A 26,421-nucleotide genomic window follows, 5' to 3' on the forward strand; every position below is an offset into this window, starting at 1 on the left:
GAACAATATTTAAGCTTTACTCCGACACTCTTTGTTAATAGCTAATGGTTCATCAAAAAATCCATTATATTTTAGAGACTTCCTCTATATTAGCGTTTTAGTTTAAAGGCACTACGTTAAAATATCCCGGCTTTTCTCGGGTTCGGTATTATATGATATGGATACGACTTAGATTTATTACTGGTGTCCACTAATAACGTTTGAAAGACAATTTTTCAATCTCAACAAAGCATTCTATCTGTTTGGCAAACGGCTACGGCTAACTAATACACCTATGGCAGCCCTGTGCTTCAGTTCTAAGTCTAATTAACAATGGCTCCATCTATCATTAATCTATTGCAAGCTGTTCAACGAAATCTACCTCCTCATGCTGACTTAACCGTGTACCCAACGCACACAACATGAGCCTACAATTTCCCGGAGCCTACCTTACCAAGGCGTCCTCCAACTTTACCTACGCGGTCTTACTAGTGAAATTTAATTTAAATTTACAATAGAACAAATGTAACCATCCGATTACATGACAGCAACCCGGCCCGTGCTGCCCCGTCCCGTTCTGTCCTGCAGATGTCTCCGGGATTGCGGTAGAATATGCGCTCAACAGCAAGGCCGTCGCCTTACTCGCCCGTACGGTTCCAATAGATTTTCAGGTTGTGGGTAGAACGGCCAGAAGCGATGATATCCAGTTTACCATCACCGTTAAGGTCGGCAACGGTTAGGTCCTCACAGGCCATATCATCACCGATGTCAATCGCTTTGGTGTTCCAAGCTTCCCATAGTGGGTTAAATGGGATGTATATTTTTATTCCGATATAGCCCGCAGCGTCGGGGTTGCGCCAACCGGCTACAATCTGATCACGACCTGAACCAACGAAATCAGCCACCGCCAGTGCGTGGCCTTCTCGGAGGTCCTCATCAATAACCACCCGCGCTGCCCGATTTAACTTCTGCGCGCCCGCGCGCGGCACGTAGGCGGCAACTACATTACCATGCAGGGGCCCGATAGCAGCCAACATGGGCACTCCATTTTCCGCGCGCCCCACCCGCACTTCGCTGAACGCATCTCCTTTAATCAGCCAATTACTCCGCCAGCTGTTCCTCAAATAGAAAAACACCTTTACCCCCTCTTTCCCGCTCACGTAAACCTCCTCACGGTCGCCGACCTCATTCACGTCGAGGTTGTGCGTGAGGTGCATGGATTCATCGATGACCCAGTGTTGCCACGGCGCGTACGGATCATCGGGCTTTTCATAGGCAATTACTTTCACACCTTTCCCTTCGCCATCTTTATTGCCTCGGCCATGGAGCGGCAATACAATGAGATGGTATTTTCCCTCTTCTGCTTTCGCCCAGCGCATGCGGTGCACGGTGGGTTCATGGTGCAGCTTCACGGGCGTCCACTGCTGGGTGGGGTCTTCCGGACGGACAAGATAATGCACGGCGCCGGATTGTACTGTATCCGACGTTTCTCCTGGGTTCCACTGCGCGCCCACGGCAACCTCCACCTTGCCGTCCCCGTCTATATCTCGCGCGGCGATGCAGACGTTGTCATGCTCAGTCAGGTTTTCGACCATAACGAAACGTTTCCAGTCGCCATTTCGATACCATACGAAGGCCTTTTTGTCTGCTAATAGGATATCCGGCCTGCCGTCGCCATCCACATCACCGATAGCTAGCCCATATCCGATGGATACTTGCTCATCGATCGTTTGCTGTTCAAATGACGGGTATTGCTGCGATACTGTCAGGAGCTGAAAGAGTGGGAGCAGATAATACATTGGCGGTTACCCTAAAGTAAAATAAAATGATGTCTGTCCGGTAAAGATAAGAAAAAACACATGCTTTTATTTATTTCCAGATTGACTGCACGCTGAATACTTCCAGGTTTTTTACCTCGATATTGTTGCCCCAAAAATGGAACCCTTCTTGATTGTTGGTATCGGGCCTTCGTTCCATGGAATAAGAGAACGCACCATCATCGATAAACACTTCGATACTCGTACGGTCGATATAGATGTCGGCCGAGATTTCCATACTTGTCCCGTCTTCAGGAGAATAAAAAGTGCCGTTCACCGTATTCCAGTTCAGATCGTAATCCACGATGCGCTGTCCATACAGGTTAAACCCCGCGCCTGTGGCGTGCGACAGCTTCAAGGTGGTCTTTATCCGCAAACGGTCGGCCTCGTCGAATACGTCCAACAGCTCGTTTGCCCGATCTGACGACAGGTTCTCCCATTTTTCCAATGGCGTAAATAGCCGCTCGGTTTCGTTCACAGGCACATTAAACAAGCGGGGACCGTCTTTCGTTGTGCGGAGCGTCAGTTCGGTCGGTAGCAACATCATCCCGTTAAATGGCATTCCTGGATGGCTTATACGGCCCCAACCGATCTGTACGCGCCTATCATCGGGCATGTTCGTGAACGTTTGTGCGGCATACATTGTGCCAGCGGTATATTGGTGTTTGCCCGATTCGGGGGTGAATACTTTACCGTCAAACGTTCCAAACATATACGTTCCAGATGCTCCATACATGACCCACTTGGTGTTTGACGGATTGCCGTCTACGGGCAGTTCAAAGAGTTCAGGGCATTCCCAGAATCCCGTCACATGGCTTTCGTATTTCCAATCTTTAAGATCGCCGGAGGTATAGATGGAATGCCCGTCGCGTTCATTGAGGACCATCACCCAATGGCTTCCGGGCTCATACCAGAATAGTTTAGGGTCGCGCGTGTCGTGGCTGTTCCATTTCTCCTTCGAATCGATGACCGGGTTGCCTGCATACTTGGTAAACGTACGCCCCTTGTCCAAGCTATAGGCGATGCATTGTACCTGCCTTTCGGCGCTGTGTGCGGTATATGCGGCAATCATGGCAGGCGTATCGCCCTGGTTATAGCCCGCAGTGTTGTCGTAGTCGATTACCGCCGAGCCCGAAAACATGGTGCCCAATTGATCGGGAAATAACGCCACCGGCAATTCTTCCCAATGGACAAGGTCTTTGCTCACGGCGTGCCCCCAATGCATGTTTTCCCATTCCCGCTCATAGGGATTGTACTGATAAAAGAGATGGTACTCCCCATCATGATAGATGAGGCCATTGGGGTCGTTGATCCAACCGCGCCGCGTACTAAAATGGAATTGTGGGCGGTTTTTCTCTCGGTAAAGACTGTCTTGCCCGGCAATCGCATCCGCTTGATAAATCTTACTCAATGCTTTCACATTGCCGTCGTAACTGATTGTAATGGTTTTGCCAATCAAGTCGGACACATCCCTGAACACCCAATAATCGGCTTCACCCGGTGCAAGGCGGATGACAACAGACAGGTCAGGCTTACCTTCCACCTCAAAGGTCATGGTACTACGCTCCTCCTGGTGCGAGATGGGAAAGTTGAGATACCTGCTGTGGATGTTGATTTCGATTTCATTCGCCAAGACGCGGAGCCCAGCCATAGACACCACCCCCATTACCAAAGTTGCTAACGCCAACCGTTTTTTCATTTTGCCGTTGAGTTTTAGTTCTACAAATAAGCCTGCAAGCTAAGATATTCCACTTTAATTTGCCAAAAAAGAATAAAGTAGTACTTTTATGCTTTGGTGAAATAAATTGCCCCACTTTGTATGAAGCAAGCGTTATTGATTATTCTTGGTTGTTTATTGGTGTCTACGATAGCATTTGCCCAGGATTTTTCAGCCTTTCAAGCGAAGCAGTTCATCCATCGGGGTGACACACTGCCATACCGGATATTGTATCCCGAGGATTATAATCCCGAAGCCACCTATCCGGTGCTCTTCTTCTTGCACGGTGCGGGCGAACGTGGCAACGATAACGAGAAGCAACTTGTTCATGGTGCAAAATTGTTCTTGGAAGATAGTGTTCGAAACACCTTCCCAGCTATTATAGTCTTCCCTCAATGCCCGGCCGATTCGTATTGGAGCAATGTGGATATCCAGTCAAACCCAGCAGGCCGGCGGGAGTTTTATTTCCGGACGAAAGGCAAACCGTCTACCGCAATGTCGCTATTCCTACAACTCGTAAAACATATCCGTAACCACGAAGCCGTAGATAAGCAGCGCCTTTACATCGGCGGGCTGTCTATGGGCGGTATGGGTACGTTCGAGGCGTTACGCCGCAAGCCCAAGTTTTTTGCTGCAGCATTCGCCATTTGCGGTGGCGATAACACAGCCAACACGAAAAAATACGCCCACGTGCCACTATGGATATTTCACGGCGAACTGGATAACGTTGTGCCACCCACCCATTCGCACGCCATCGTGGCCGAATTACAGCGGCTGGGAACCCACCCAAAGGCCACATTCTATCCGGCGGATAACCACAACAGCTGGGACAGCGCTTTCGCAGAACCGGAATTATTACCGTGGTTGTTTGGCCACACCAATAATAAATAAAGCACTGTAACACTTGGCTGTCAACACAGTCTAATCTCTAATATAAAACAGCGTGTGAGATGTCGGTTAAAATGTCCAATAGGGAGAATGTTAAGCTGTCGCTACAATCAATAAGCAGCAACAAGCTACGCACATTCCTGACTGCACTGATTATTGCTATCGGCATTACCGCCCTGGTAGGTATCCTTACGTCTATCGATGCGATTAAAAATTCGCTTACCGATTCTTTTTCGGCCATGGGTTCCAATTCCTTTAACATACGCAACCGCGGCCTCAATATACAAATCGGGGGAAGCGGAACCCGGCCTAAGCAATTCCCACAGATTACCTATTACGAAGCAACGGCTTTCAAGGATGAGTTCAATTACCCGGCCATCGTATCCGTGAGCACATACGCGTCGTTCGGCGGAACCGTGAACTACAAAAGTGAAAAAACCAACCCCAATATCAATGTGCTCGGAGCGGATGAGAACTACCTGCAAACCGCAGGATATAACCTGTCTTCCGGTCGTAACTTTTCCCTTCGTGAAGTCGAATATGGCAGCAATGTAGTCATTGTCGGTTCGGAAATTGTGAAGCGACTCTTCCGGAACGGTGAAGAGCCCCTCGACCAAATGATCCGTATCGGCAGCTCGCAATACAAAATCATTGGCATATTGGAAGACAAAGGTTCGAGCGCCGGATTCGGTGGCGACAAGACCTGTATCATCCCGTTGGTTAAAGCACGCGCCGTGATGGCCTTAGGGCGGCCCTCCTATACCATCACCGTAATGGCTGGAAATCCACACCAGCTCGAAATGGCTATTGGTGAAGCCACGGCACTATTTCGGAACATCCGCGGGGTAAGGGTCGGGAAGGAAACCAATTTCGAAATCACCAAAAGTGATGCCGTAGCACAGATGCTTATCGAAAGCCTTACTTATGTCACCATCGGTGCCGTTGTCATCGCCTTGATCACACTCATCGGCGCTTCCATCGGACTGATGAACATCATGCTGGTATCGGTTACCGAGCGCACCCGCGAAATAGGCATCCGTAAAGCCATCGGCGCTACACCGACCGTTATCCGCAAGCAATTCCTTACGGAAGCGGTTGTTATCTGCCTGATGGGTGGGTTCGCCGGTATCTTCCTGGGCATACTTATCGGCAATATACTCGCCGTGGTGATGGGTGCCAGCTTTATCATCCCTTGGAACTGGATCATCCTTGGCGTTGCCGTCTGCGTAGGTGTAGGGATGATCTCTGGATACTACCCTGCATCCAAAGCCTCACGGCTCGACCCCGTGGAAGCGCTGCGGTATGAGTAGTATTCATTCGCTATGTACAAGGTAATTAATCGTTGTGTTTTGCGTTTTATCTATAGTTAGCGCATCCGGCATGACAAGCACTGCGACATCAGACAAGCTTAACTTACTCATCGTAGACGATCAGCAGATCATCATCGATGGGCTGACCTCCTTACTCAAAGGAATCAATACTATCACGGTGAAAGGGGGTTGTTCCGATCCGTATCGGGTATGCGATGCCATTGAAGTGCTTCGACCCGACGTCATATTGATGGACCTGAACATGCCTGAAATGGACGGCATCGAATGCATCCAGCAAATACTCGAAAGCTATCCCCATCAAAAAATCTTGATGCTCACTGGATACGACGATACGGAGCTGATACGCGACGCCCTCGCGAAAGGCGCCATGGGCTATGTACTCAAGAACATTGCGAAAGATGAACTGGTGCACGCCATACAGACCGTGTTTACCGGAAAGCGGTACTTGGACCAAAGCGTGCAGGACAAAGTCATCGCTTCTTTCATAGGGAACGGCGAACCCACAGGCTCGCCGACACCTTCGGCTGATGATTCCTTCAACCTGTCGAAGCGGGAAATAGAAGTGCTGACGCTGATTGCTGATGGAAAGACCAGCGCGAAGATTGCGGATGCGCTTTTTATCAGCACGAATACCGTGGATACCCACCGCAAAAACATCATGGCCAAATGCGGTGTGAAGAACATTGCCGAGCTGGTCTCCTTCGCCAATAAGCATGGACTGTTATGAGCCTGCCGAAATCGAGTCAATCGGCAATGCCACCGAGATAAACGTACCCCTTTTCTTTCCAGAATCGACAGTCAGCTGGCCGCCCATCACCGATGCCCGCGACTGCATACTCTGCAATCCGATGCCGTTAGCGGCAACGTGCTGCGGGTCGAACCCCTTTCCGTCGTCCTCTACCGAAATGACCAGTGTATCGCCATGATTAATCAATTGCAGGGAGATTTCGGTAGCTGCCGCATGCCTGATCGCGTTGTTCAGGAGCTCCTGCACAATACGGTAGATGTTGACGCGAGCGGTCTCGGAGAATCCCAGCGTTACCGATTGGCGGTAAAACGAAATCTTGATGGCCGGATAGGCTGCTTTAAGGCTATTGACCAGTTCATCGATAGCAGGAATTAGACCGAGTTTACTCAAGGTTTTTGGCATCAGGTTATGGGAAATAGAGCGGATTTCCTGCTGCGTCTTGTCAAGGTCGGCCATAATCTCCCTTACCTTCCGCTTTTCTTCGTGCAGCCGAAAGCGCTCCTCCAGAAGTGTCAGTTTCATTCGGAGGGCAGATAGCTGTACGCCACTACCATCATGAAGTTCCTGGGCTATCCGCTGCCGCTCACGCTCGATACCGGTCAGTAGCATCCGCATATCCCGCTCGCGCTGGTCGGCCAATTCCATAATCATCCGGTTGTTGTCTTCGTACAGCACCTTAAACCGGTACAGCATCAGCGAAAAGACGACCAATAATTCCCATAGCATTGCCCAGAACATCATATTCTGGGTATGGGTGGTAAAGATGAAGATGGGGTACAGGTCGGCCGACCGCAACTCCGTTCCGTTGTTGTACAACCCCAATTGGCGCAAGCTGGCCGTGAATATACTGACCGCGTGCAAGCTGAACCCAATTAGAAACCAAATCGTTTCCGTTTTGTTGCGTGAATGTATCAGCAATACAGCCAAGATATACATCACAACCCCACCGGTGCAGGTAAATAACACCGTATTGGCGCTGATGGTTATACGGGAGACCGCAGTAGGTAACCATGGGTAGCTCAAGGTAATGGGAATAAAGACCGCTGCAAGGATGATCAGCCATCGAGCCACCCGGTCGACATGGGGAAGCAGCCTCCGTGTTGTGAAATAGCCCCTGAAGAACGACACTCCAGCAATGAGATAGCTATTCGTCAACACGAAATTCGCTATACGCTGCATGGCGGGGATATCTGGCCATAGGTTTTTGAAAGCGAGGCCTACATCGCTGTAAATATACAGGATACCAACCGATACATAAAGAAAGAACGTCCAATGGCGGCGTTGGCGGGTAATCCAAAGCACGATACCAAGGATGACCAGAAAGGTGGTGTTGAGGAAGAAAAAATAGTTGATGTATCGCGACTCGTAAAGGGCGTATTCCGTGCGTAACGGGGCATCCCAAAGAAATAGGTTGAAGTTGGTCGAATGCAGCAGCGGCTTAATATGGATGTAACACGTTACCGAACCGGGCCCCTGAAGCGATAAAGGGTACATCAGGTTTTGGTGCTGGACAATCCGGTGCGAAAACGGATATGCCGTGCCAGAAGAAAAGGTATCTACGACAACCACACCCTCTACGGTGAAAAAAGAAACCTCGTGGATATTGGGATTGACCAGCTCGATGACTAATGGTTTGGTCACGGAATCTGGGCTGGCCAGTTTGATTTTTATCCAGAAAGCACCACGATGGATACCGAAATTGAAGCCCGGCTTCCCGTTAGGTTTGAATTGGTGGTCGTCCAATGCAAGGACATCCGAGATTTCCAGTTTACCGGAGTGATCGTGGTACACCAGGCTATGTTCACCCAGCGGCAGGTGGCTGATACTGTCTCCCACGAGCAGCGTTTGGGCCCGGACAGCCAGCGCGCATACCAACCAGAGAAACACGATGGGCATAAAAAACCGGAGTAGCTTCACCAATTTTCTCGAAACCATATCCCAAGTTACGTTAATATCCTGGCAAAACCCTAATGTGCATGCCCACATCGAGCTAAAATACCCTATTCAGGTGAGTGGGAATCACCTGAATCGGTGATCGCCTCACCCGAAAGCATGATTGCAAAAAATCCCCAAATAGGGTGTTTTCCTGTATTCAATAGCTCCGTTACTTTGTGTTATTCATCAAACAACGGAGGAAATATGAAAACGATCATGGCAACCCTATCCCTCATCGGAAGCATTATGTTGATGTCTTGCAAGGACGATCTATTCGGTCCGGATCTGGAGAAAAATGACGATTTCCATACCCATCTCGCGGCTGAAGTACCCAACCCGGACGGTACCGGCAAAACTAAGGTGCCGGAGAGGGGCGAATCGTTGACTGTTGTAGCCAACAAGCCCATTACACTGAAAGTAGCAAACTCGTTCGAAGACGTAAGCCACGTCGAGTGGTCGATAAACGGAACGAAAATCGGCGAAGGGAACAACTTGGAGACGACACAGGACGAAATAGGTGTGCATCGGCTCTTGGCAACTTACCGGATTGGCAAAAAGCACTATAAAAGGGAGATCGACCTATATGTGTATGTCACCAAGCGGCTTTCTTTCCGTATCACTCCCGGTAGCGCTATTTGTGGGCAAGTGGCAATCGGCATCACCCAGCATCTCGAAAACGGCGCACAAATCGGGCCGGGCTATTCCAAAGCCTCGGTCCAGTCAATCTGTACCACGGGCGACCAGAAATCAGCAACGGTAGCCAACATTGAAGTCAACTTTTTCAGCGATAACCCGAAGCTGGAAATCGAGCTGATCGAACCACGGATGGTGAAGAGCGATGCTTCCAACAGGTTTTGCTTCCTTATCTTTTTTTGCTTTGGCGGTACGCCGGATTCTCAGCTAGCGGCTGCCCAGCTATACGAAACGTATCGTTTTGAATCCGGTTCGTTGAAAGGGTTAAAAGAAGGCACCTATACAAACGGAACATGTGAATTGACAATCCATTAAGCGTTATCCAACAATCAAATTTAAGGAGGAAATCATGAAAACATTCAGTTATTATAGCTACGTGTTGGCAGTAATGGTACTGTCTTCATCCTGCAGCAGGTATTATTACCAGCCCAATGCAGTAAATGCGCCAATGCTCAGCAAGAAGAACGATGCGAATGTAACGGCCTCGGCCGATTGGTCGTCCGAATCGGGAACTTTCAACCTGCAAGCCGCCTATTCGCCGGCAGACTACGTCGGTATCATCGGCGGATGGTCCAATTACATTTATCAGGCACCTACGCCAGAACCCGAAAAGGGCGATGTAAACGCCCACGCACGGTTGTTGGAAATCGGTGCCGGCGGCTATTACCCGGTTTTCAATAATGGTCGGGGGTTAGCGCTCATCGCTGATACCTATGTGGGATATGGTGGTGGCGTATTGACAAGCGACGTCAACATGGATTTTTCCCGCCTTTTCATACAGCCTGGGTTCAATCTCTCCACCCGTTATTTTGACGCCGGTATACAAACACGATTTGTAGGGATAAAATACAGGAACTTCGACGACAACGGCCGTGGGGAAGATTATATCCGCCAGCAGGGCCTCGAACAGATTACCGATACGCGGCATTTTTTCTTTGAACCGGCGCTTACACTCCGTGGCGGCTATAAATTCGTTAAGCTGCAATTCCAGCTGGTTGCCACCGTTCCTATGGGGCAGATCGATTGGCATTACAATGAGACCCACGGTACTCTAGGGCTTTATTTTTCCATCGATGATCTATTGAATCACATCCGGAGCAGGTAAAACCACCCCCGGCTTGCTTTCGTCAGAAATAATTGCAAAGAACGCCAAGGTATCCGGCTCAGCGCCGGATACCTTCAAGCTTTTGAGTCGCGATTTTTCTTAGCTCTCGGGCTTTGTTTGGGTACCTGTCGTACACATCATGTGACTCTGTGGGGTCGTTTTCAAGATCGTACAGCGCCCAAGCCCGGTCTTCTCGGTCTTTAATGAGCTTCCAATGGCCGGCGCGTACCGCAACATTGCCTTCGTGTTCCCAAAAAAAACTTCGCTCATCCGTGCTCCCCTGCTTTATTCCTTTCAATAAGGGTACCAAGCTTTTGCCGGGCAAATCACGGCTCTCGGATATGCCGGCCAGCTCCAATAAGGTAGGCATCAAGTCGATAATATGGCCTTCACTATTGATGAACTGCCCCATTTGTTTGATTCCTTGCGGCCAATACCAAACCGAGGGGGTCGCAATGCCACCCTCATGCATATATTTCTTGTACTTTCTAAACGGCGTATTCGAGGCGTATGCCCACGGAGTTTCATAAGCGGTGTACGAGCCAGGTTCGCCGATGCGCTTGGTTGTGTCGTTAAGCCCCCTCCGCGCAACGCCTTCGGCACAGGCACCGTTGTCCGAAAGGAACACAATGAGCGTATTATCCAACCCCCCTTTTTCTTCGAGTTGATGGACAAGCCTTCCGATGTTGTTATCCATAATTTCAATCATCGCAGCATAAACGGCCATTTTTCTAGCCCACTGCGTTTTGTCTGGGATCGAATCCCAAGCCGGAATGTCTTCGGGTCGGATTCCGGATGTGTAACGGTCGTCAATCACCCCTTTCGCCTTCATCTCTTCAAACCGCGATGCGCGTATCGCGTCCCAGCCGCGTAAATAACGCGCTTCATACTTTGCCACGATGGAATCGGGCGCATGCAGCGGCCAGTGTGGAGCGGTATAGGCAAGGTAAAGCAGAAACGGCCGATTTGCAGTGTGACTGTCGGCATAATGCTCGTTAACAAACGTGAGCGCGGTATCGGTAAACGCATCGGTCATATAAAACCCTGCTGACGGCGGACTCCAAATGGCATCGTCCCGTACCATCACCCGTCTGCGCTTTTCGTCGACCAGCTCGTAGTAGCTACTGGCTCCGGAGATGAGTCCGAAATACCGGTCAAAGCCCCGTTTCCGGGGCCAGTGTTGTGGCCGCTCGCCCACATGCCATTTTCCGGCCATGTAGGTACTGTATCCCGCTTCGCGAAGCACCTCGGCAATTGTCGGCCGGTCTGTGCGGAGAAATCCTTGGTACGGCCCGGTTGTGATGGGTTCATCGGCGTAGCTGACCATATGGCCCATGCCTGCATCGTGCGGATACTGGCCCGTCAGTAACGAGGCGCGTGTGGGGCAGCACCTTCCGGCGTTGTAAAAGCTCCGGAAGCGCACTCCCGCAGCTGCAAGTTGATCGATGTTCGGTGTATGTATTTCGCCGCCGTAACAGCCGATATCCGAGTAGCCCATATCATCGGCGAGGATAATCACGATATTAGGGCGTTCCGCCGCGTTCTTTTCCTTTTGGGCATCACTTCGCATGGGATATCCTGCAAGGAGCAGTATTGCAAACAGAACAGTAGTCGTCTTCATCGGTTTTAATGTGTTTTGTGCATTCCTTTTATTTCGGCGAGTAGCACCTGTAACTCCTTTACCTTATCCGGAAACTGTTGGTAGTGGTTTGTGGTTTCCTGCGGGTCGTTTTCAAGGTTGTATAGCTGCCCGGAAGGTCCACCGGGAACTGCCTCTTCGTATTGAGGTTCGGAAAAGCCCCCGGATCCAAGGCCGTCTATCAGTTTCCACGGGCCTTTGCGGATGGCAAGATAGCCATTTGAAGCCTGATGTATTACGGCACGTTGATCGGGAATGTCGGCTGTTTCCCCCTTCAATACGGGCAGGATACTGTAACTGTCGGGAGCAGCGTCTGCCGGCATTCCGGTCTGCAGGATGGCAGCACAGGTAGCCGAAAGGTTGGTTAACGTCGTCAACGCATCACTCGTTGTACCCGGCTTTACGGTAGCGGGCCAGCGCACGATAAACGGAATGCGGTGGCCGCCTTCCCAGGCATCGCCCTTCATTCCGCGATAGGGGCCGGTTGCGCGGTGATGAAAACGTTCGGCAAATTGCGGCCGCCAGTAGGGACCGTTGTCACTGGTGAAAATCACCAGTGTATTTTGTGCCATGCCGAGGCTGTCAATTGCCCGCAGTACGCGACCTACGGCATCGTCCACCATTTGTACGTAATCACCATAATCCCCGGCATCCGAGGCCCCGCGCTGGTCATTAGTAGGTAACCACGGGGTATGGGGCGCAGGAAGGGGAAGGTACAGAAAAAACGGTTGCGGCTGCTTTGCTTGCTGTTCGATGTGCTGCACCGCTTTGTCGGTAAACGTTGGTAGTACGCGGTCAAATTCAAAAGAAGGCGCCATTTTCCCCGCGCGCCAGAAGGCACCGGTGTATCCGGTATTGAGATCATTGCCCGGTGTGTGGGCGGTGGGAAGCTCGATCAGCGTATCTCGCTCAAGGTAACAGTAAGGCTCCATGTCGAGCGAGGCCGGGAGTATAAAGGAATAATCAAAACCCAAGCTCAACGGCCCTCCAGTCGGTGGTTTGGTAAAGTCGATGTATTCGGGATTCATATCTTTCAAGAGCCCATATTCGTTCATTTCGGGATTGCTGGGATCAAGCACATCACGATGTGCTTCCTTGACCGCCCAATCCAATCCCAGGTGCCATTTGCCGATGACGGCGGTGTGGTAGCCCTGTTGCTGGAGTAAAGTGCCTACCGTAAAACTGCCCTGTGGGATAAGAGTGCGGCCATACCCCCGAAGCACGCCGACAGGCAAACGGCTTCTCCAGGCGTAAGTACCCGTCATAATCGCATAGCGGGTGGGTGTACAAACCGAGGTTGGGGCATGGGCATCTGTAAAACGCATCCCATGCCGCGCTAGGTTGTCGATGTGGGGTGTGTTGATCCGGCCGTCGGGATTGTATATGCTTACATCACCGTAACCCATGTCGTCGGCAAGAATGTATACGATGTTGGGTTGTGCTTGCTGTGCCCTGATCGGTTGGACGCCGAGCACAAGCCCGATTACGCAACGAAGAATGTTCTTAAAAAGGAAGTTATTCATAAGAGCTATTCGTAAATTAATTCAAATAATTGTAATGGCCTATAAACTGCGCGTATACATTTTCCGGAATCGAGAGGTGGTCGTCCGTCTGTTCCATATGTTTCCTGAGGCAAGCCAACAGATCGCCTATCCTGTATTCGTTTTCCCGTTGGAAAGCGAGGTTAATTTTTTCCTGTGGATCTTCGGTTACATGGTATAGTTCAAGAAATACCTCATCACCAAACAGGTCAGCAATCAGTTTATATCCATCCTTCACAACTGCCCGCTGGAAATTACCCAAGGAGCCATTGCCGTCGTATTGCAGGAATATCGGTCGCCCCTCATCGGGTCGCTCGTTACGCACCAACGGGAGCAACGACTGCCCATCAAGGTTCCCAGGGATAGGCACACCCGTATAATCTAATAACGTAGGCAACACGTCCACCAAGCTCACAGGCTTATCAATAGCTATACGGCCGACTGGAAAACCGTCCGGGAACCGGATATACAACGGTACGCGCACGGACTCTTCATACATGCAGTTTTTCTGCCAGAGCGAATGGCTGCCAAGCATTTCGCCATGGTCGGCGGTGAAAACAATGATAGCTTGCTCGTAAAGGCCTTCTTCTTTCAGTGTTTGGACGATCCGGCCGACCTCGTCGTCCAGCAGCTTGACCAGTCCAAGGTATTTTGCCCAGGTGTCCAGCCATTCGTCGCGGGTGTATCGGGTACCCAAAAATCCGGTGATGTTGTACAATTGCAAGGGAGATTGCCCGGGATACCACTGGCCGACATTGTCTGGCAAATCCACCTGTTGGCTGGGGATTACTGAAAAATAGGGTTCAGGGATATGAAAAGGGGGATGCGGCGCCAGAAACATGCAGTTGAGCAGCAACGGCTTGGTTTTGTCGCGCTCCCGGATGGCCCGCTGTGCTTCGTTGCTGAAATAACGGTCTGTAAAATATCCGACGCCGGGGTCATAAGGTGCCGCAAACGGGGTTGAGTAATATCGGGCGCCGGTATGGCGTCCGGATACCTGTTCAGGAACCAATGCTTTAAAAACGCGTCCTCCGGGTTTGTCCACGCCTTCCGATTTCATCCACTGCGCATACGTCTGCTGGGTAATCCATTTGGTTTTACTTTCGGGATCCTTTTCAAGCGGGTCTTCAGTAAAAAGGTGTTGCTTGCCCACATGCCAGCTGTCCCAACTCTCCTCCATCAGGGTATATAGGTTGGGAATGCCCGCACTTACATACCCGGAATGGGCATCTTGTGGCGCCCACGGATTAATCAGCGAATGCGTGCGGTTGGGGTACAGCCCGGTGAAGAAGGAGGCCCTCGAAGGTGCGCAGAGCGGCGATGCCGCATACGCGGTGGTAAATGTAACGCCTTCTTGCGCAAGAGCCGAAATATTCGGTGTCATTTCGCCGATGACATCGGCCCGCAACTGGTCGGCCATGATGACGATGATCGGCGGGCGCTCTTTCTGTTGGCCGGATAACCGGGTAGCAAACAGCAGACACCCTAGGAGCAGAAAGCATATCAAACGGTACTTCATGGATTCGCTATTGGTAACGTGTTAACAAATCGGGATTCACTTTTCGGAAATAGGCAGTCATTTCGGCTGCTAATTCCTTGACTTTTCCGGGGTTTTCGCCGGCTATGTCGTGGGTTTCACCCCGGTCTTCCTTGAGGTTGTACAATTCCACCTTGCCAGATTTCCAGAATTTCAGCAGTTTGTAATCGCCATCGATCACCGCCGAATGGGGATATCCTTCGTTGTAGCGATGGAAAACAAGTGCGTTATTTATACGCACGACCGGTCTATCCGTTTCGCCCCGGAGCAGGCTCACAAAGCTACTGCCATCGGTGTCCACGCCGCTGGAAGCCGGGGCTTCACCAGCCAGCTCGGCAAACGTAGCCAGGAGGTCCCAACCGACGATCGGCACATCACATTGGCTACCGGCCTCAATACCGGGGCCCATGACCAGGAACGGCACCCGTATCCCCCCTTCGTAGAGTGTCCATTTTCCGCCGCGAAGGGGATAATTCCGCATCGGCTTGGGAAACTGCGACGGATGATCCAGCCGGTTCCGCGCGGCAGGCATGAATTCGGTGGCTCCATTGTCGGCCATGAAAAACACATAGGTGTTTTGGGCGATGCCCAGCCGTTCGAGTGTATCCAATACGGCCCCGATGCTGCGGTCGAGGTCTTCCAGCATTCCCGCCCATGCGGGGTCGTCGTGCTTCTTTCCCACGGGCTTTTTCTGGTATTTTTTATACGACTCAGCGGTTGTCTGCTTCTCTACGTGTGTAGCATAGTGTGAGATTTGCAGGAAAAAGGGCGTTCCGGCTTTTGCCTGGCGTGTCATGAAGTTGGCCGCCCGTGCCGCAAGGGTATTGGCCCGTTTCGGATCGCCCGTGATGAAATAATCGGTCCACTTGTCTGTTCCCTCGATGGCAAAGTTGCCGTTTTTGTTTCCGGTATCGCCATCGCTTTCGTCATAGCCTGCATCTTCGGGAGAAAACCCGGCACGTATGTCCCACTTGCCGAAATGAGCTGTCCGATAGCGGGCGTTGCTATTCTTGAGCACTTGGGGCAAGGTAGCGTATTTCCCGGCCGCTGGCTGGTAATTTGCTTCAAACGACACATCTCCCTGCCGGGAGGGTGTCTGGCCAAAAAGGATGCTTCGCCTGGAAGGCGAACAGATGGAGGCGGGGGCATAGGCTTGGGAAAAGCGCATGCCTGCGGCGGCTAGCCGGTCCAGGTTGGGGGTTTCATGATAATCACTGGCAGACTGCGGGTCGGCTTTATCCATCCGCGCGGAGAGGGATGACCAACCGAGGTCGTCGGCTAAAATAAACACAATATTAGGCGATGTAGGTTGCTGCGCGCATAGCCGTGTTGGAAGTCCCGTTAGTAGTATAGATACCACTAAAAAAGGGACTATCCGGACCATGATTGGTGATTTATGAGTAAGCATAGTGTGTATAGTTATTGACGATGTTGCCGTCCACATCGTAATGAATGAATTGAATGCAGGGGTTTTCATCCTTCCGGAATACGCGGACCTGCAGGAATCCGCCTTTGACGCGCAGGAAGCGGTGTTCCGGTCGCACATCGTCCGGTTTCCATCCTTGTGCGTGGAAATCGCTGACGGGGCCTGAGCCGAATTCGTGTAAGCCCGTTTCGCGATCTTTTGAAAAATATTGCCAATGCCGGTCGCCGCTGACGATAAACAGCTGATCCACGGTTGACAGGTACTGCCGCAGCCAAACTCCCTCCGTGTGGAAATTTTTATTGGCGTGGTTGTCTTTTTTGGTATCCCGATCGGGGCCGACGATTGGCGTGGGCGAGATCAGTAACTTGAATGTCGCGGTGGAGACCGCGACGGTCTCCTTGAACCATGTGAGCTGCTCCTTGCCCCAGATGGTCTTGCCGGGGCCGTCAGGCAGGTCGTTGTTCGACCGGTATTCGCGCGCTTCGATGAGCCATAGCTGCAAATCCTTACCCCATTGATAGGTCCGGTAGGGTTTCCCGCGGAGCGGCACTTGCTCTTTCCATACCTTCAGGCCGTCGGCATAGGAGAGTTCGCCGTAGGGTTGTGCGGTTGGGTCGACATCATTTTTCAGCAGGTCGTGGTCGTCTTTGAGCATGTAGATGGGCACTTCACGGCAGAAATCACGGATAGACGGCCTTGAATTCATGGCGTGCCATTTGTGCCTTGCCTTTTCCCGCGTGAAGGCCAGCGGCCCGGGTTTATCATAATAGACATAATCACCCGTGTGGACATAGCAATCCGGCCGCAGTCGGCGCATGCTGTCGTACACCCTAAATCCCCGTTCCTCGTCGTCGTAACTCCAGAGGTACTGGCAGGTGCAGGCTACCAAATTCACTGCGGAGGGTGTTTGCGGGTCCGGTGCCGTCCGGAAGGAGCCTTTGGCATAGGCGGAGGTTCCATTCATTGACGTGCGTGCTTCGATTTCCACGTGGTAGTTGGTATCGCTTTTCAGGTTGTCTATGGGGATTTTGATGGTATAATCGTCGTCGGGTATGGCGGCATGCCAATCCGAACGGAAAACTTCCATATTGCCGTTAACAAGTGTAATCCGTACGAATCCCGTCGTACCGGCGACTGCACCATCCATGTTGCCCACCGGTTGGCTTTCATCGAAATCGATGGGGTGCCTGAATATTTCCTCCCGCCGCTTGTGTTGGATAGGAACAGGTGTTTCCTGGCTGCATAATCGGGTCCAGAAGATGGCCGACCGGTCGGTCACCTCCGAGATTTTAAACCCAGTTGTAAAATAAACGGGGCGCGAAATCGCGGCGGCGATTTCCTCGAAAGCGGGGAGCACCATCATGCCGAGTCCTGTTTTCTTCAGGAAGTTTCTTCGACTCTGTTTGCTCATGTTATTCCTTGTTTTGATAAGCCGGGTTATACGTCCCCTGTTCACGGAAACCGGGGAATGGGCGCATCCTCCCAAACCGCGGATAGCTATCAAACACGTCGCTTTCCGAAACCATCCGGGGATCTCCCTGCTCGGTCAGCAGTTGTTCAAGCTGGCTGCGGAGCCCAGCCAACACGTCGGCATAATGGCTGTCCAATGCCAGGTTCATCAGGCAAGCGGGGTCTTCGTTAATGGCATACAATTCTTCGGCCGCCTGCTTGGCGGTAGCCAAGCCGTATTGCGCCGACCAGCGGTATCGGTTGGCGAGCAGGAGTTCTTTCGTGGGGGAATCGTCGATGTCCTCAAAGCCCAATACGATCGGTTTCATGCCTTCGGTATCAGCAGCGTCACCGCTGGGGTTATCCGGCGGTGGGTCGCCCATGGGCCACCGATCGGGTTTGAGGTTGCGTATGTACAGGTAATCGGCGGTACGGATTGCCCGGGCCGGATAACCCAGATTATCCGGCCGGGCATGCGTATGCCGCTCCCTTCCGGTCAGCACATACCGGTTGGCCGTATCGGGTACATCGCCCCTTACAAGTGGAATAAGGCTTTTCCCGGCGATGGCAGGCAGGGGCTCCGCAGCGGCCCATTCGAGGATGGTGGGTGCCAGGTCAATGAGGCTCACCGGCGCATCGACCAAGCGTTGCCCCGTGATACCCGGACCGCAAATGGCCAGGGGTACGTGGATGCCATACTCATGCAGACTGGCCTTGGCATGGGGGAAGGCCATGCCGTTGTCGGCCGTTACGACGATGATCGTGTTTTCCAGCTCTCCCCTGCGCGCCAACAGGTCGAGCATTTTCTTGAGATGCTGGTCAAACCAGTTGATCTCCAGCGCATAATCCAATAAGTCGGTCCGTATGGTATCGTGGTCGGGTAGGAACGGGGGGACGTCCATTCGCGCCGAGTCCAATCCCTGGCGGAGACCCGATCCATACTCGTACACCCTGTGTGGCTCGTGGCAACCAAACCAAAAGAAGAAAGGCTGCCCGTCGGGTCTTTCCTCCAGGAAACGTTCAAAATTTGCTGCGTAGTTTGTGGGATTGATCCCGCTGGTCGGTACGTCGGTGTATTTTTCGCGGTTGTACTCCGGTCCCACGGGATTCTGTTTCCACCCGGCATCGCGCCAGTTGCCCGGTCCCCAGGCCTTGCCAGTATAGCCGGTAATATAACCGGCCGACGCCAGTACGTCGGTGAACACTGGGAATTTCTTGGGGAAATAGCTGCTATGCGTGCCCGCTTCTTCCAGCTGCCAGATGTTGCGCCCGGTAAGGATAGCCGCCCTTGAGGGACTGCATTGGGGCGCGGCAACGAACGCGTTGCGGAATAGCACACCGTGGCTTGCCACGCTGTCAAACGCCGGGGTTTTAAACTGCGGCATGCCATAAGCCGAAGCATGCGGATAAGACTGGTCGTCGGCGATGGCAAACAGGATGTTTGGCGCGCGCTGGGGTTCCGTTTTATGGGGTTGCTGGGTACAGCTACTCCAAGCGACCAAGGATCCAATCAGTACATTGTAGATCACGAACTTATTCATTTCTTCTTGTTTTTGCTGTCGATTAGTAAACGTTGCTGCATGGCGTAGGGCAATTCATCAGAACCTTCCACATATCGGATATGACTGCTGCGTATTTCGGCGAGTTTTGCGCTGTCCTCACGTTGGCCGAAGGTTTTCCCGGCCAGCGAAATCCGGGAGGCATGTGTTGAAAAGGCCGTTGTGCCCGAACGGTTCGTAACCGATAAATCGGGTGAAAGCGTCGTATCCAATTGCGCGCGGATGTCCCAATCACCCACAGAAACGGTCACCACGCCATCGCGATATGTCTCTTCGGCCGCTTCGATGTTTGCCATAGGGCCAACTTGGAAGACCGCGAGGAAACGTGTGGAGCGGACCTTGGCAACATTGATCGCCTTGAGGTGCCATTGTTCATCGTCGTAGCGTTTCAGTTCCCCGAACCGGTTTAAACTGCCGCGCCAGTTTTCTGCGCGTACCTCAAACGTATCCGCCAAACTCCAGGATACTGTCGAAGGCGCCCACAGTTTGCCTGCACCGGAGAATCCGTCGAAGCGGGATGAAAAGCGATTGGTTGCTGTATCGATGTGGATTTCGGCCATGCTATGGAGCAGCCACGACCAGCTCGCGGGATGGTCGGCCTCCAATTCATCATATACCACGATGATATCGGGCTTAAGCAATAGCAGGTGCCGGTAAAACTTCTTCAGTCCGTAATCTTCGCCGGTTTCGGCACTGCTGTACGCGGCAGATGCATCCCCCATCACATAAGCCATTTCTTCTCCTTGCAGGAACCGGGGCATCCAGCCGTAGGCTTCCACACTATACGGCTGGCCTGCACCATCAATCAACAGGCTGTTGTTGCTTTTGGTATGCTGATACCAGCCCGTGCGGTGCGGATCCTTCATGGTGACCTTATAGCCCGTGCGGAAGAACGCACGCTTTCCGCCGTACAAGATATTGAACGCATTTTGATCGGAAAGAAAATGTCCGTACGAACCGAAGGGGCTCGATCGCATGGCTACCATGAGGTTTTCGGGGGTATTGCCCGGATTGGAATGCAATGCTGCTAGGCCGATTTCCCGAAAGATTTTTCCGGTTTCAAACTCGACGATTGAAGCTAAGCTGGCAATGTCCGCGTCTTCCGTACGGGCCAGCCGGGTCCATCGCAGGGACCGATCGGTAGAAATGTCAGTATTTTCGTATTGCCTGCACAATTCCACATACTGCGCGGCTTTTGGGTTTCCAGTCAGCCTGGCGAGCATGTCCGCATACGCGATATATGCCACTCCCGGAGAAAAGACTTCCTCGGTATTGTCTCCAAATCCGTCCGCCGAAGACCCCGGCGGGACATGGTATAGGAGCCAGTCGATCGTATGCGCATACCAGGGATGTGTGTTGATAAAATCAAAACTTGTATACTGTTTGATGGTCAGCGGGATATCGATGAGCGTCGCCATGTTCATCCGGAAATATGACGCCCCCTCAATCCATCCGCCATCCACGCCGCCCAACACGGGCGCGCGGGCAAGGAATAGTTCATAGGCATATTCCAGCCATTGGGCAGCTTCAGGCACGTCCCCGTATACGGCGATGCCGGTCTGAAAAAAATAATGCAGGATGTGCTGCCACACGTGGCCGCTCAATATTTTTGCCTCGATATCGTTCCGCCACCTGGAGTAAAAGCCGGTGGCACGCTCAACAATCGGCCGGATCATTGCCGCTTTATCGGCGGTGGTAAGCGATGCATGAAACGTATCGAATACGATAGCAAGCGCCAGCATACAGCGTGCATCGCTGAAATCGCTGATCTGGGATATCCCTTTGGGGTCCCATGTGGCGATTTCCCGGGCAATGCGTATCGCATGAAGGCGGTACCGATTGTCGCCGGTGAGCAGATACGCCTGGCAGAGGGGTAGCGTGGTACCGTATGCAAAATCACCCAATTTCTTGCTGGCATCCTGTTCCAGTTTGCGATTCCGCTCAGCATCGTCGAGCCTGTTTTCCGGCAGGCCATCCCGTTCCGTCATGATGGGTCGCTTCAGGGCCATCTCTGCCTCGCGGATGATGGCCTGCACATCGCTATCCGCAGGGAGGGACCGGATGCGGGCCGTATCCACTCCATCTGTAAGTAAACGCGGATGAAACGCGGGTATGCCCTTGAGGAACCGGTCTGCGGGCGGTGATACCAACGGGATGGCGGCGGGTGTGATTTGAAACGTCTGCAAAGCAGACCAGGTTTTTCCAGAGACCCGGTACTGCCAATACCAGGTTCCCTCGGCAAGGCGCTGGTGCGGATTGAAGAGCGCCCATGGAATACCTTCGCGGTGCAGCGTCTGTCTGTTTGGAAACAAGGAATCGGATGATAACCGTACGTCATAGCGCACGGAGTTTCCCTTTTCCGCGGGCCAGCGCAGGATGGGCGTATTGAATTGCACTGCAATACCGGCCGTCGGTTCGGCGGTTGAAAGGTACCGCGAATAAACGGCATCGGGATACGGCGACGGCTGTGTGCGTGGAGCCCCGCATTGCATGAAGATTGCTGCGGTTACGCCAGCGAATAAACGGGTCAGCTGTTTACGAATCATGCGGGGTGGGGTTTTGATGGGTGAGGCGCCAAACCCGGAAATTCCGGTAGCGGAAGTGTGACCATTGCATCTGGCGGAAACCGATCTTACCGGCATCCAGGACCGCCCCATGGGTGCTTCCGTCATCTGTCCAGTCAATGATTTTACGGCCGTCGATAAAAAAGCAGATACGGCTTTGGTCTTTGACCAGCTTGATGTGGTGAATAGCAGGAGATCTCTTTGGAATACCCTCGCGACCGGTTTGTACCAGCGCAAAGCCGCTGTTCTTGCGCAGGTGGGCAAACTCGCGCTCGGGATTCTTGGGATTATTGGCGTAATAGGAGATGTGGTAGCTGTTGATCTGATCTTTGGTATAATGCTTGAATGTGCCCTCGCGCGGAGGAAGAGCGGGGTCGAAGAGGTCTTCACCGTTTCTTCCGGCCGCTGCAAAGAATGTAATCAACAGGCCGGCCCCGGTGTGCAGGTTTTGCACTTCCCATTCAGCGACGAAACTGCTTGGAAAGGTTTCGGGGCACCAGAGCACATGATGCCATTGCTGTTGTTCGGCATAGAGTTCCATCCAGCCGTTCTTAAATTCCATCTTGCCGGGTCCTTCCATGACCCATCCACGGACAGCAGCCGTGTCTGCCAGCTTATTTTCATAAAGCAGTTCCCCCTTTTTATAGGTCACGGCAGGACCCGATTCTTCAAGCAGCCGAATAATTTCACATCCCGCTAACAGGAACGCCCCAGTCCCGTACGATTCCCAGTTTTCTTCGGAAAACGCCTTGGGTTCAATACCCGGCGGCTGCACAAAGCCCAGCCGTCCTTCCGCGTTGATGTGGCTACTCAACCCGGCCCAAGCCTTCTTGACGACAGGTAGGTAGGTGTCGGCGTCGAGTAAGCCGGTGCGGATCCCCCAGGCAAAAGCATAGCAAAAGAGCGCCGTGCTACTGCATTCCGGTTCCGGGAATGCGTCGTAGTCCAACAGGTTTGCCCGCCAGAGGCCGTCGGCTCCCTGGCGCGCGCGGATGGATGCAGCCATCTCCACAAATTGCTTTTCGAATCGGGGGCGGCCTTTAAAATCGGAGGGTAGTTCACTTCCTATGCGCGCGATCGCTGCCAACACCCAGCCGTTGCCCCGGCTCCAGAAAACCTTCCTGCCATTGGGACTTTTGGCGTCGAAGAACCGGTCGTCGCGGTAAAAGAGGTTTTCCGGTTGGGCATAAAGGTATTCCGATGTTTTCCACCAATGTTCGGTCAGGTAGTCGACGTATTTTTCATCCCCTGTCAACCGGTAGTATTTTGCAAAGGCGGGCGGAGCCATGAAAAGTGCATCGCACCACGACCACCATTCCCTACGGTATGGATTGTCCGTAAATTGTACATCGGCTTTGGGCCGTCGCCCCAAGTGGGCATCCAGCATCCATTTGCTGTATTGTATACGTTGGCTGTCGGGTTGGTGCCGGAAGAGGTCCAAATATGTCTGTACCACCATCAAGCGGTCAGCATCATAAATATCAGACATCCCCTGCCAATGATGTTTGGCCGCGATGTTACAAAGGTAATCGCCGTAAACAGAATCGCGCGTGGCTTCGTAAAGCGCCATTAAGCCTGCATACCACGTCCCTTCGTGCCAGTCCAACTTCGGGTATTTGGCCGGTTGCTGCATCTGCCACCGCGCCGCTTTGTTCATGAGGCGGCGTATATCGTCTTTTTGCCACGAGTCTTGTGCACTAATGGTCTGTATGGCGATACTAAATAATAATAGTGTAATAATCAATCTAATCATGGTAATAACGTATGAATGTCAGCAATAAACACCTGCCTGTTTCCTTCGGGTGCTCCATTGAAGCAAATCTGGGTATAATCCCTGTTCCAGGCAGGGTGAGGGTCCAGCTTATGATGGCTTCCGCCGGTTATACGATCTTGAGGCAAATATTGATTGCTACCCCCGCCCACATCCGTCGGCAGGGTGCAGATAATCGTTTCGGTGTCGTATTTCAGGTCAATGAGCCGGAGGGGGATTTCCCCACTTTTAGGCACCACATAGGTTTGTTTGGGATACGCATCCGCGAGCAGGTACCGCGAACCGGGGTGCATGGTGGGGTGGCCGCTGCCGAGGTGTTTTTCCGAGAGTACCGTAAACTGATCGCCGCTGTAATCAAAGGAGCAAAACAGCATGTCTTTGTACCCCAGCCATGTGGGGATACAATTCATAATCACCCGTTCCCCGTCGGGATGCCAGTTCGGGTGATTGCCCGAGCCACCCAATCGGGCACGCTGGTTCCATTTTTCGGCCGACAAACACTGGGTCAGTTTCTTTCCGTTGGTATCCATCGTGAAGAGGGAGGCGTTGCGGCCCTTACCGTCAACCTGCGCACGGAAGACCTGCAAAATACGGGTATTCTGTCGGTTAAATTTGGAGTGGAAAAGGTATCCGATGCTGCCGTTGTACCGCTCACGGTCCTCGTCGGGCACTGCGTCGAAAAATTGATCGGTAGTGGCCAGTAGCGTCGTCTCGTTTCGCTCAAGGTCGGTTTTCCACAGCCCTTCGCGCGACATGTCCTCCGGCCGGAAGGGCTGGGGCTTGCCCGGGGGAGGATCGGGTACGGCATAGCCATATTGATGGATGTTCATGTTCAGGAGGTTCGGGCTGATTACCGATTTATCGTCCGGTGCAAGGTCATATTTCGCCCCCGAAAAGGCCTTGATGTCTCCGGCTATCAGATCGATGCGCACACAGACTGGAATACCGTTGATGAGATCGTTGGTATACAGGTACCGATCGGTAGCATGGCCCCACTGCACGTTTGCACCCACTTGGAAAGACCAAGCTTTTGTCTGGTAAACCGTACGTATCGTTTGTTTTTCCAGATCGACCACGCAGACGGCTGCGGTATCCCCCCAAGCTGGTTTTTTGCGTTGATAGGGTAGCTTGGTCAGCGCGAGGTACCGTCCGGATGGGCTCCAAGGGCACACATCGTAAAAGGTATGCAAGTAAAATCCATCATCCGGTGTTACCTGCATAACCGGTGCGGCGGTTTGCCCACTCCGGAATGGGCGAAAATCAAACGGTGTCCAATTTTCTTTGGCTTTCGGGGTGTGAAAAGCCCAGACGCCCGGTAGCGTCAGTGCCGCGGTAAATCCTGCCGTTGTTTGGTATATAAATTCCTTTCGGGTCATTTGACGTGTAGTTTTGTCCAGCTCATTTCCATTTCATTCAGCAGGGGATCGTTTTGCGATTTCATCCACTCTCCCAACAGCTGATACATTTTCGTTACGGTACTATTCAGCGCTTCGTCATGCGCACGGTTAACCAATTCATACGGATCTTCGGACAGGTCGTACAGCTCAATAGGCGGCCGGCTCCGGTAATAATGGGCCCGTCGGATGGCATTGGCATCGCCACTCGATAGCCAGGAATCAAGCACCATCTTAGCATCGATGACTGCCCGTTCATCCGGTTCGTCCATCGCCTTCAACGAAAAGCGATTGCCCGAACGTAGGTTTACGATGAGTTTATAGCGATCGCTTACCACCGCCCGTATGGGGTATTCATTGGCCCCCTGCACACCCAGATTGGTATAGCAGCCGTATACAGCGTGGTGCTGGACCGTTGACTGCCCTTTCAGGACGGGCACAAGGCTCTTGCCGTCCAGTGGTTGGGGAGCAATACCCGCCATATCGAGTAATGTCGGAAGGATATCAACCATGCTCACAAGTGCATCAGTTTTTGTTCCGGATTGCACCACCCCCGGCCATTTGACAATAAGCGGGATGCGTATTCCCTGCTCGTAAAGCGTCCATTTTGCAAACGGGAATGCCGGGCCGTGATCGCTGAGGTACAGCTGGATACTGTTTTCATTGAGACCAAGCCGCTCCAGCCAATACAGTACCGATCCGATTTCCTGGTCGGCCAATGTCACGTGGTCGTAGTAAGCCGCGGTATATTGCACGGTTTCCGGTGTATGGGGCAGCCACGGTTTGGGGCTTACCTGACCATGCCCCCCTTTCAGGTTAAAGTAGGGCTGATGCGGTGCGTTCAATGAAACAATCAGGCAAAACGGGCGTTCTTTCCGGCGGTTCAGGTACTCGGGTATCTGATGCCGTTCCATATAGGTGAATGGAAACGCCTCTTTTGGCTTAATATGTTCTTTTCCGGCCAATATCACATCGTATCCGGCCGCAGCGAGGTAATCAGGCAGCGACCTGATACCCTCGAATACCGATCCGTGGTTGCGGAAGCACCCGTTTCGGTGCGGATACAAGCCGGTAAACAATGCCGAACGGGAGGGGGCACACACGGAAACCGGTGTATAGGCCCGGGTAAATACCATGCCTTCCCGCGCAAGCTGATCAATTACAGGGGTCAACACTTCCGTGTTTCCATAGTATCCTGCATCTTCCTGCCCATGGTCGTCCGAAAGGAAAACCACGATGTTGGGTTTATGCTGCGCATATGTGTGCAAGGAAATCGTTAATACGAATACAAGGAATAATGCAACCGGATAGCAAGTCTTTCGCATAAT

18 protein-coding genes are annotated in these 26,421 nt (G+C 52.4%); 5 read left to right on the top strand and 13 right to left on the bottom strand.

What is annotated here, in order from left to right:
• Positions 1 to 617: 617 nt before the first annotated feature.
• Positions 618 to 1,778, bottom strand: coding sequence for a VCBS repeat-containing protein (locus tag VNQ80_RS16305; protein ID WP_325640588.1), 1,161 nt, complete (start codon positions 1,776 to 1,778; stop codon positions 618 to 620).
• A 70-nt stretch (positions 1,779 to 1,848) separates the two neighbouring features.
• Complete coding sequence (locus tag VNQ80_RS16310) at positions 1,849 to 3,495, bottom strand: glycoside hydrolase family 32 protein (protein ID WP_325640590.1); 1,647 nt, start codon at positions 3,493 to 3,495, stop codon at positions 1,849 to 1,851.
• 120 nt (positions 3,496 to 3,615) lie between these two features.
• Here VNQ80_RS16310 and VNQ80_RS16315 point away from each other — a divergent pair, with 120 nt between their 5' ends.
• The 3 genes from VNQ80_RS16315 to VNQ80_RS16325 all read left to right on the top strand — a co-directional run bounded on the left by VNQ80_RS16315 (position 3,616) and on the right by VNQ80_RS16325 (position 6,459).
• Entirely contained in the window at positions 3,616 to 4,404 is a 789-nt protein-coding gene (locus VNQ80_RS16315; protein ID WP_325640592.1) for a prolyl oligopeptidase family serine peptidase, read from the top strand.
• A gap of 59 nt (positions 4,405 to 4,463) precedes the next feature.
• Positions 4,464 to 5,711 carry an ABC transporter permease gene (locus VNQ80_RS16320; RefSeq protein ID WP_325640594.1) on the top strand — a complete coding sequence of 416 codons (1,248 nt, stop codon included), beginning with the start codon at positions 4,464 to 4,466 and terminating at the stop codon, positions 5,709 to 5,711.
• 70 nt (positions 5,712 to 5,781) lie between these two features.
• Entirely contained in the window at positions 5,782 to 6,459 is a 678-nt protein-coding gene (locus tag VNQ80_RS16325) for a response regulator transcription factor (protein ID WP_325640596.1), read from the top strand.
• Here the strand turns inward: VNQ80_RS16325 and VNQ80_RS16330 are convergent.
• Positions 6,454 to 8,415, bottom strand: coding sequence for a sensor histidine kinase (locus VNQ80_RS16330; protein ID WP_325640598.1), 1,962 nt, complete (start codon positions 8,413 to 8,415; stop codon positions 6,454 to 6,456). The two genes, VNQ80_RS16325 and VNQ80_RS16330, sit on opposite strands and share 6 nt — an antisense overlap.
• Positions 8,416 to 8,619: 204 nt before the next feature.
• On the opposite strand from VNQ80_RS16330, the gene VNQ80_RS16335 reads away from it, so the two are divergent.
• Together VNQ80_RS16335 and VNQ80_RS16340 are read left to right on the top strand one after the other, a co-directional pair.
• Positions 8,620 to 9,423 carry a hypothetical protein gene (locus VNQ80_RS16335; RefSeq protein ID WP_325640600.1) on the top strand — a complete coding sequence of 268 codons (804 nt, stop codon included), beginning with the start codon at positions 8,620 to 8,622 and terminating at the stop codon, positions 9,421 to 9,423.
• Between the two features lie 34 nt (positions 9,424 to 9,457).
• On the top strand, positions 9,458 to 10,213 hold the full coding sequence (locus VNQ80_RS16340) for a hypothetical protein (protein WP_325640602.1): 756 nt from the start codon (positions 9,458 to 9,460) through the stop codon (positions 10,211 to 10,213).
• 58 nt (positions 10,214 to 10,271) lie between these two features.
• Here VNQ80_RS16340 and VNQ80_RS16345 read toward each other — a convergent pair whose 3' ends face one another.
• Genes VNQ80_RS16345 through VNQ80_RS16390 form a run of 10 tightly spaced genes read right to left on the bottom strand, consistent with a single transcriptional unit; the run spans position 10,272 to position 26,418 of the window.
• On the bottom strand, positions 10,272 to 11,834 hold the full coding sequence (locus VNQ80_RS16345) for an arylsulfatase (RefSeq protein WP_325640604.1): 1,563 nt from the start codon (positions 11,832 to 11,834) through the stop codon (positions 10,272 to 10,274).
• 5 nt (positions 11,835 to 11,839) lie between these two features.
• Positions 11,840 to 13,375 (bottom strand): arylsulfatase, encoded by a 1,536-nt coding sequence (locus VNQ80_RS16350; RefSeq protein WP_325640606.1) that lies wholly within the window; start codon positions 13,373 to 13,375, stop codon positions 11,840 to 11,842.
• A gap of 16 nt (positions 13,376 to 13,391) precedes the next feature.
• Entirely contained in the window at positions 13,392 to 14,912 is a 1,521-nt protein-coding gene (locus tag VNQ80_RS16355) for a sulfatase family protein (RefSeq protein WP_325640608.1), read from the bottom strand.
• Positions 14,913 to 14,919: 7 nt separating this feature from the next.
• Positions 14,920 to 16,314: a sulfatase gene (locus VNQ80_RS16360; RefSeq protein ID WP_325640610.1), complete on the bottom strand. Its 1,395-nt coding sequence runs from the start codon at positions 16,312 to 16,314 to the stop codon at positions 14,920 to 14,922.
• Between the two features lie 10 nt (positions 16,315 to 16,324).
• On the bottom strand, positions 16,325 to 17,767 hold the full coding sequence (locus VNQ80_RS16365; RefSeq protein WP_325640612.1) for an alkaline phosphatase D family protein: 1,443 nt from the start codon (positions 17,765 to 17,767) through the stop codon (positions 16,325 to 16,327).
• A gap of 1 nt (position 17,768) precedes the next feature.
• Positions 17,769 to 19,346 (bottom strand): sulfatase, encoded by a 1,578-nt coding sequence (locus tag VNQ80_RS16370; RefSeq protein ID WP_325640614.1) that lies wholly within the window; start codon positions 19,344 to 19,346, stop codon positions 17,769 to 17,771.
• Positions 19,343 to 21,910, bottom strand: coding sequence for a DUF4962 domain-containing protein (locus tag VNQ80_RS16375; protein ID WP_325640616.1), 2,568 nt, complete (start codon positions 21,908 to 21,910; stop codon positions 19,343 to 19,345). The genes VNQ80_RS16370 and VNQ80_RS16375 overlap by 4 nt, the downstream gene beginning before the upstream one ends.
• Positions 21,900 to 23,681: a DUF1961 family protein gene (locus VNQ80_RS16380; protein ID WP_325640618.1), complete on the bottom strand. Its 1,782-nt coding sequence runs from the start codon at positions 23,679 to 23,681 to the stop codon at positions 21,900 to 21,902. The genes VNQ80_RS16375 and VNQ80_RS16380 overlap by 11 nt, the downstream gene beginning before the upstream one ends.
• Positions 23,678 to 25,075, bottom strand: a complete 1,398-nt coding sequence (locus tag VNQ80_RS16385; RefSeq protein WP_325640620.1) for a hypothetical protein — start codon at positions 25,073 to 25,075, stop codon at positions 23,678 to 23,680. Before VNQ80_RS16385 ends, VNQ80_RS16380 begins: the two co-directional genes overlap by 4 nt.
• Entirely contained in the window at positions 25,072 to 26,418 is a 1,347-nt protein-coding gene (locus VNQ80_RS16390) for a sulfatase (protein ID WP_325640622.1), read from the bottom strand. The genes VNQ80_RS16385 and VNQ80_RS16390 overlap by 4 nt, the downstream gene beginning before the upstream one ends.
• Between the last annotated feature and the right edge of the window lie 3 nt (positions 26,419 to 26,421).

This window comes from Parapedobacter sp. (assembly GCF_035556095.1).
Lineage (GTDB): Bacteria > Bacteroidota > Bacteroidia > Sphingobacteriales > Sphingobacteriaceae > Parapedobacter.